The 8,490-nt window shown below is 77.5% G+C and carries 3 protein-coding genes; all 3 read right to left on the bottom strand.

What is annotated here, in order from left to right; genetic code table 11:
* Positions 1-2: 2 nt before the first annotated feature.
* Positions 3-1,040 (bottom strand): hypothetical protein, encoded by a 1,038-nt coding sequence (locus DLJ47_RS30820; RefSeq protein ID WP_109905289.1) that lies wholly within the window; start codon positions 1,038-1,040, stop codon positions 3-5.
* A complete protein-coding gene (locus DLJ47_RS30815; RefSeq protein WP_146228236.1) occupies positions 1,037-2,377 on the bottom strand; it encodes a hypothetical protein in 1,341 nt (446 codons plus the stop codon). Before DLJ47_RS30815 ends, DLJ47_RS30820 begins: the two co-directional genes overlap by 4 nt.
* Positions 2,377-8,490 (bottom strand): DUF6603 domain-containing protein (locus DLJ47_RS36020; RefSeq protein ID WP_199236075.1); only part of this gene is annotated, 6,114 nt, incomplete at its 5' end. The genes DLJ47_RS30815 and DLJ47_RS36020, both read right to left, overlap by 1 nt.

Here is an 8,490-nt window from a genome sequence, read left to right as displayed (position 1 = left end):
GGTCAGGACGGTGGGGTGGAGGAGCCGAAGCGCTGCCGGGACGGCGCCTGCAGCAGGGACAGCGCCAGGGCGGCGCCGCCGCGCGGCTGGGGCAGGCGGTGGGCCTGGTCGAGGGCGGCGGCCAGGCCCTTGACGTTCACCACGCCGGGCACCGGGCCGGAGCGCATCGGCACCGCGACGCTGCCCAGGTCGGGTCCCGCGCCGGTGCGGATCGGCGCCCGCCAGCCCGTCCCGTCGGCCTCCAGGCCGAACTGCACGCTCTGCGGCGGCTCCTCCAGCCAGACCAGGCGGGGGGCGCCGCGGAACAGCGCGACCAGCACCGACGGCGACAGCCGCTCCAGCCGCAGCAGCTCCACCACCAGGTCGGGTCGGTTGCGGGCCAGCTCGTCCGGGTCCACGCCCGGTCGTACGACGGCCTGGTCGTCGGTGGTCCAGGCCCGCACCTCCATGCCGGGCCAGCCGCTGACCAGCGAGGAGCGCAGCAGGAACCCGGTGACCGGGACGTCCCCGGTCGCCGCGGTGAGCTCACCGGTGGCCCGGGCCTCGGCGAGCAGGTCGGCGGCGACCGGGATCGACATGCGGGTGCGCTGCACCTCCCGGACCAGCGGCAGCTGCTCGGTGACCGCGGCGGTGACCTGCGGCAGCACGGTTTGGGTGCCGGCGCGTTCCCGGCTGCCGTCGCCGCCGACGGCGAGCGCCCCCGCCCGCAGCCGCTCCAGCCAGCCGGTGTCCAGCCGGAAGAACCGGATGGACTCCGGGGGCAGCAGCCGGGCGTCGGGCACCAGGTAGCGGAACGGCAGGTCGTGCAGCAGGCTCCAGCGGGCCAGCAGGTGCTCGACGTACGGCGGCAGCGGCGGCGTGCCGGCGGTCGCCGCCGCCGCGGTCGGCTCGGCGACCGTGGCCGTCCGCGCCGCCGGCCGCGCGGCGAGCAGGGCACGCATCGCCGGCGCGGGCTGCCCGGCCGGGTCGGCCAGCGGGCCGACCAGCGCGCCGAGCCGCTCGGCGAGCAGCCGGCCGCCGGTGGACAGGTGGGTGGTCACGAGTCTTCTCCTTCCGGGCGCAGCTGGCGCGGGATGACGCTGTCGCCACCCGGGTGCGCCTGCCACAGGTCGGCGCGGGTGGTGCGGGACAGCAGTCGCTGCGCGAACGTCGCGCCGAGGTCGGCGAGCGGGTCGGTGGTGGCCGGGGCCGCGCGCAGGTCCGCCTCGGCGACGGCGCGGCGGTCGGGCTCGTCGGCGGATGCCGCGGCGGCGGTGCGAAGCGGCGCGGGGCCGGCGGCGGCGTACGCCTGGGCGCTGTCCGCCCGGAGGGTCGCCGCGCTGTCGGTGCGGGCGGCGTCGTCGGCGGCGCGGTGCCAGGCCACCACCTCGCGGATGAACCGCCCGTCGGCGGCGGCGAGCAGCCGGCCCAGCTCGAACGCGGCGTCGCCGGTCACGTCGTCCGGCCCGGTCGGCAGCGGGTCGGGGGCCGCGCCGAGCAGCGGCGAGCGGTAGCCCACGGTGGTCGGGCTGCCGTCGCGGCGGGTGCCGGCCAGTGCGAGCGCCCCGTCCGCGTCCACCAGTGGTGGTTGCCCGGCCGGCGGGGCGCCGAACGCGCCGAGGTCGAGGTGCGCGGCGACGTGTTCGAAGGTGCCGCCGGCGGAGCTGGTCACGAACGGCCAGGACGCCAGCACGATCAAGGTGGGCGGGCTGGTCAGGTTGCTCGCCCAGGCGTCCTCCCGGCCCTCCAGCGAGACCAGGCAGGCGGTGTACTTCGTGGGCGTGGTCCCGCCCAGCGGCAGCCGGTTGGCGGTGACCACGGCGAACCAGCCGTCGTCGTCGCTGCCGGCCAGCGCGGTGTCGGCGACGTTGACCTGGCGCACGTGGGTGAGCAGGCGGACGTCGTCCCGGCTGGGCAGCAGCGCCCGGAAGGTGGCCAGGTCCTTGGCGCGCAGCCCGACGACGGCCCGGTTGGCGTCGACCGGTTCGATGCCGTTGAGCCGGGTGAAGGCCGTCTCGCCGATGGTCGTCCGCAGCGGGCCGGTGACCAGGCTCGCCTCGTCCGCCCGGACGACCAGCAGCGCCAGCCAGGGGGTGCCGTCGGTGAACCGCCGCTCCCAGGGCAGGGTCCGCCGGCCCAGGACGACGTGCGGCAGCCGGTCGCCGAACGCGCCCACCGCGTCCCGGGGCGGGTGGTGCCCGGTGACCTCGCTGGCGTCGAGGGCGAGCCGCGGCGCGCTGACCTGCACGTGGGTGAGGTGCTCGGGCGGCGAGCCGCCCGCCGTACCCGTGCCGGTCACGTCCAGCTTGCTGCGGAACCGGTAGATGCCGGCGGTGAGCGTCGGCGTCACCTTGTCGTGCAGCCGGATGGAACCCGGCGCCACTGGCGTCTCCGTCATCACGCCTCCGTTTCCTCGTCGTCGAAGGCGACGAACGCCGCCGCTGGTGCCGGAGCCGCCGGCTCGGTGAGCGCCGCCGCCGGGGCGACCGCGGTACGCGCCGCCGACCGGGCGGCGGCACCCGGCCGCGCGGGCACCGTCGCCGGCCTGAAGACCCGCTTCAGTTCCCGTCGGGCGGCGGTCAGCCGGGTGTCGACGGCGTAGTCCGGGGTGCCGATCACCCCGGAGACCCGCCAGCCCTTCCCCGCGACGACCCCCACCGAGATCGTGTCGGCGTCCCGTTCCGCGTCGACGGTGAGCAGGATGCGGTGCGGCTGGTCGTCGTCCGGAGCGTCCTCCCGGCTGCTCACCCGCACCCCGTCCAGGTCGACGCGGACGTCGTCGAGGCGGGCGTCGGCGGACACCGGCTCCAGCGACACCACCACCGCACGGGTGCTGGCGGGCAGGTTGGTGACCAGGCCGTCGACGTCGGCGGCGAGCAGCGCGGCGGGCACCGGAACGTGTGCGCCGGCCTGCCGGTAGCGGGCGGGCGGATACCACGGGTGCGGCAGCAGCACGGTGGCGCCCGGCGCGACCAGCACGCCGTCGGTGACCGGCACCAGCGGCGTGTCGGCGGCCCAGCCGGCGGCGGCGCCGGCCGCCGGGGTCACCACCACGCGGGCGGCGTCGGCGGGCACCCGGGCGCCCGGCCGGGCCGGACCGTCACTGAGCGGCGCGCCGGTGCCGGTGAAGGTGACCAGCCGCAGCGGCGCCGGGCCCTCGTCGAGGCGCAGCCGCAGCCCGCCGGTGTGCGTGGTGTCCCAGACCTGGGTGTTGCCCACCGGCAGCGCGGTCCCGGCGTCCCGTCCGCCCCGGGCGGCGACCGGGCGGGTGGCCCGGGCCACCCCCCGGCGCCGGTCGGCCGAGACGGTCGCCCGCAGCCGCGGCCCGGTCGGCGCGGTCGGGGTGGGCAGGGCCGCGGCCCGGGCGGGCTCGGTGGTGGTGTCGGCGGTACGTCGCAGCCGCAGCACTGACGGCGCCGGCGCCACTACGCCGGGAACCGACAGCGGCAGGTGCCGCTGCGTCTCCTCCTCGATCATCATGGCCAGGGCCACGTCCGGCAGCACGCCGGTCGCCTCGGCGACGGTGATCGGGGCGGCGAGGTTGACCGAGGACAGCGCGCGGACCATTGTCGACGCCGCGTTCTGCCCGCCGGCGAGGCCGGAGTCCCACAGCGCGGCCGGGAAACCGGTGCTGGCCGTGCCCAGCCGCAGCTGCTGGACCTGCGCGGTGGGCACCGCGATCCAGGTGCTGCCGCTGCGCTGCTCGACCGTGACGACCATGACCGCCTTGGTCTTGCCCATGTGCGAGCCGGCCGGGACAACGTCGACCTGCCGCCCGCCGGTGAGGTCGTCGGGGCGGCCGCTGCCGGTCAGCCGCCAGCCGTACAGCGGCATCAGCGACTCGACCCGGACGGCGAACTCCGGCGCCACCGACCACGGGCGCTCCGCCGTGCCGTCCGGACGGCTGCCCACCACCGGCGGCAGCGTGCCGGCGGTGACCGTGCCGCTGGTCGCCGGCCGGCTCGCGTCGCCGCCGCTGAGGTACTTGACCCAGACCTGGTTCCAGGTGAGGAACGACTGCTCCTGCTTCTTGCCGAACCGGACGGTGACCGAGGCGATGGCCAGGTCGACGGTGACCGTGCCACGCAGCGGCGGACCCTGGAGGGTGACCTTGGCCCCGAGCGAGACGCTGACGTTGATCCGGGCGCAGGCGAAGAAGCACACCTTGATGGTGAACCGGGCGCCGACGCTGACGCTGGCGGTGATGTCGTAGGTCAGCGGGTCCCACCGCAGGTACATGTCGAGGGCGGCGGTGAACCAGACCCGCACCGGTGAGCGGTCGTAGGAGGCCTCCAGGCGACCGCCGAGCATCACCGTCGACGGGGTGAGGGTGAAGTACGCCTGGCCCTTGACCACCACGCCGCCGCCGACCGACCAGTGGAAGCCCACCCGGGGCACGTCCGGGTAGTGCGCGGGCTTGTTGAACCGGGGGTGGTAACCGCCGATGGAGAGCAGCACCTCCGGCCGGTCGAACCAGACCACGAACGCGAACCCGCCGGTGACCTGGCAGTCGCGGCTGAGCAGCCACGAGTTGCGGGTCAGCGCCGCCCGCACGGAGAGCACCTTGTCCACCGTGCTGTACCGGGCGGCCAGCGCGAGTTCGAGGTTCACCACCGCCGACTGCGAGTCGGGCAGCGCCATCCGCATCAGGCCGAGCAGGCCGACCTCGAGTCCCCGGTCGGCGGAGACGTAGGCCAGGGCCGTGGTGTGCAGCAGCTGGAAGGTGGAGAACTTCACCCCGGCGGCGAGCCAGAACGCGCCCCGGGCCGGCGGGATGTCCTTCGACATCCGGGCCAGCGCCCCCATCGGGCCGCCGGAGCCGCCGAACCCGCCGTCGTCGATCGCCTTCACCAGCGGGAACGCCGGCACGCCCTGCGGGTCGCGGGGCACCATCAGCCGGCGGTTGTACCCGGCGCCGCCGGCCAGGCCGAGGACGTACAGGTACGGTGGGCCGCCGAGCGGGAAGCCGACCGAGAGGAACACGAAGAGCGAGGTGTACTCGCCCAGGTCGTCCCGCGGCCGGGCGTACGAGCCGACCGCGGTCAGGCCGCGACCGGCCAGGTCGACCGAGAGCATGCCGTCGTACTGCACGCCGTTGGCGCCGGTGACCTTGACCAGGCCGCCGGCGACCGACACCCCGGGCGAGGTGAACGACACCGACAAGCCGGCCAGGTCCACCTCCCAGGCGCTCAGGTCGGCCGGGTTGCGCAGCGGCACCAGCAGCGACAGGTCGTCGACGTCGACGGTGAGCCCGGCGACCGCCACGCCACCGTCGACGGCCACCCCGACCTTGCCCGGTCCGGACGTGGCCGCCTTGTAGAGCAGCGCCAGCTCGGCGATGTGCAGCGGACCGAAGCTCCGGTTGATCTCGAACCGGGCCTCGGCCTTCCCGCCGAAGAGCACCAGCCACTTGCCGCCGCCCCGCGCCACCAGCACGTCCAGCGGCGGGTTGGCCGGGGCCGCGTCGCCGCCCCCGCCGGTCTGCATCAGCGACGCCGCGACCGGGTTACCGCCGCCCCCGCCGGGGGCCATCGGGAAGCCCAGCCCGTCGAGCATGACCGCGCCGTCCACCACGGTCGGCCGCTTCAGCGCCGTCGAGCCGGTCAGCGCCAGATCGGCGCGGACGTGGGCGCTGGCCGCGCCGAGACGGAACCCGCCGGTCTCCACCAGCGCCTTGCCGGACGCGGCCGCGGCCACCCGGATGCCCAGCCCGCCCAGCCGCAGCACCGGCCGCAGCTGCGGCGCGGCAGCGTCGGCGAGGTCCAGCAGCAGCAGGCCGACCCCCCGGCCGGCCGCGCCCCATCCGGGGTCGACCGTGTCGGGCAGGCCGAAGCGCAGTTGCACGGCGGTGCTGCCGGCGGGCAGGGTCAGCGCGCCCTTCAGCACGACGCCGTAGCGGGCGCCGTCGGCGGCCACGGCGAGGGCCAGCCCGCCCGGCACCGGCACGTCGACCCCGGCGACCGCGTCGAGCGCCCCGCGCAGCACCCCGATCGGGGTGGGCAGGACGGCCGCCATCCGCATCCCGTCCAGGGTGTCGACGGCGACGTCCGCGGCGACGAGGATCTGCGCCGCGGTACGCCCGCCGGACCACAGCGGCTTGCGCAGCCACGGCTCGGCCGCGCGCAGCGCCAGGGTGCCGGCCATCGGCACCACCAGCCGCTCGGCGAGCTGGGCCAGCTCGGCCGGGTCGGGCAGCCGCAGCACCGGCGCGAGCTGCACGGTCAGTTCGCCGGTGCCGGCGTCGTCGGTGCCGAGCAGTCCGAGGCGTACGGCCAGCCCCTGGGCACTGGCCTGGATCGCCAGGCCGGCGCGCAGGGCGACCCCGAGGCCGGTGTCGACGTGCGCGCGGGCGGTCAGCGACGCGGTGACCGTGGAGTTGGCGTAGCCGACGTCGATGCCGGCGGTGATCGCCCCGGCGCTGACGTCCCGGACGGACAGCGCGAGCGCCGGCCGGGGTGCGGCGAGGTTGGTCCGCAGCTCGACGGTGCCGCCGAGCACCTGGGCGACGACCTTCACCTCCCCCGGCGTGGTCGGTGCCGGCACGTGCGCGGTGCCCAGGACCCGGCCGAGCAGCGCGGCGGCGGCGGACGCGGCGGCGGCGCCGGCCCCGGCGAGCGACCCGTCGGCGAGGTCGCGGGCCAGGTCGGCGAGGGCGCCGCCGCGGGCGGCGAAGCCGTGCGGGGCCTGCGTCGGGTCGTAGACGCCGAGCGCCGCGGCGACGGCGAGCGCGTCGTCGAGGACGGCCGGGCGGGGTTGGCGGGCCCCGAGGCCCTCGACGAGCCCGTCGAGCACCTCCGGCAGCAGCCGTTGCCCGGCCGCGGTGACCAGTGCGTCCAGCCCGGTGACGGCGGGCAGCAGGGTGACCGTGGTGCCCAGCGCGGCCGGGGTGACGGCCACCGTCAGGCCGTCGGCGTCGGCGCCCAGCCGCAGGTCGAGCGCTCCCCAGTCGCCGGGCAGCGGCAGGTGCAGGGTCAGTTCGCCGCCCGGCTGGACCTGCCGGTCGCCGTCGACGTCCAGCCGCAACGCGAGGTCCAGGGTGGCCGGGCCGGCGTCGTCGGTCCAGAGCACGATCGGGGCGTCGGTGCCGACCAGCAGCCGCAGTGCCCGGGTGTCGGCGGCGCCCACGTCCAGCAGGTCGACGGTGACGCCGCCGGGCAGGGTGAGGGCGTGCGCCGGATCGGCGGTCAGGCCCAGCGGGGCCGCGGCGAGCCGGAGCAGGTCGGCCAGCGGTGCTGCCTGCGGCGGCGCGCCGGGCGTGCCGGCGAAGGTGCGTCGCAGCCAGTCGGCCGGGTCGGTGAGCAGCCCGTCCAGGGAGGCCACCCGGACGTCCTCGCCGGTGAGTTGTTCCAGCAGGACGCCGAGCGCGCCGCCGACGAGCAGTCGGGGCAGCAGTGGGGCGAGCCGGGCGGGCAGGTCCGGGGCGGCCGGCCAGAGCGCGACCGGCTCGGGCAGCCAGGACGCGCCCAGCGACACCCCGTCCGTGGTCCGGGCGAGGGTGACCCCGCCGACCGCGAGCGCGGCCCGCACCTGCGGCGCGGGGTCGGCCAGCGAGACGGTGGTGGCGCCGGTCAGTGTCACCCCGTGGCCGAGCCGCAGGCCGGTGCCGGTGGTGCGGGCGGTGAGGCGCCACGGCTGGGCCTCCAGCACCAGCTCCACCGGCAGGCCGGCGAGCGGGCGGCGCCAGGGGCCGCCGCCGTCCGGGGCGCCGGGGTCGCGGGCCAGGCCGAGCAGCCCGGCGGTTCGGTCGACCAGCGCCGGCAGTCGCGGTGCCAGCCATCCGGTGGCGTCGGTACGCAGCGCGCCGACCGCGTCGGCGAGCAGCGCGGCCGGCCGCCCCGGGGCGGCGCGGTGCAGGACGCCGAGGGCGGCGAGTTCGTTCAGCAGCCGGGCCAGCCGGCCGTCGGCGGCGGCGATCCGGTCGAGTTCCCGCACCAGGGCGTCGAGCAGTTCCGGTGCCCGCGGGTCGGTCAGGTCGACCGCGGCGGCCGCCTCGCCGCGCAGCGCGGCGTCGTGCAGCACCACGTCGACGTCGGTGACCGGGGCGGCGACCCCGGCCCGCACCGTCGCTCGGACGGTGAGGGCGCGTACCCGGGCGGGCAGCGGACTGCCGGTGCCGGGTCCGCCGAGCAGCCACCCCTCGGGGCGGGCGACCCGGATGCGGATCTGCGCGGACGGGAGTTCGTCGGGCGCCGCCGGGTCCAGCGCCACCGCGCCGAGGCCGAGGCGTACGTCGACGTCGACCTCGGGGTCCCCGGCCGCCGGGCGGCCCAGGTCAAGCGCGAGCCGCACCGCGGCGACCGCGTGGCTGGGCGGTGCGACCGGCCCGGCTTCCTCGACGGTGTGCGTGGTCAGCGCGGCGAGCAGGGCCGCCCGCAGGTCGGGGTTGCCGTCGGCGGTGCCGAGGCTGCCGTGCAGCGCGAGCGCCGGCACGCCGGCCAGGTCCACCGGCGCGCCGAGCCAGCGGGTGAACGCGGCGGCGGGCAGCCTGTCGGGGCGGGCCTGCGCGCCGGG

It is taken from the genome of Micromonospora sp. S4605 (genome assembly GCF_003176715.1).
Lineage (GTDB): Bacteria > Actinomycetota > Actinomycetes > Mycobacteriales > Micromonosporaceae > Micromonospora > Micromonospora echinaurantiaca.
This window is presented reverse-complemented; position numbering and strand designations above follow the sequence as displayed.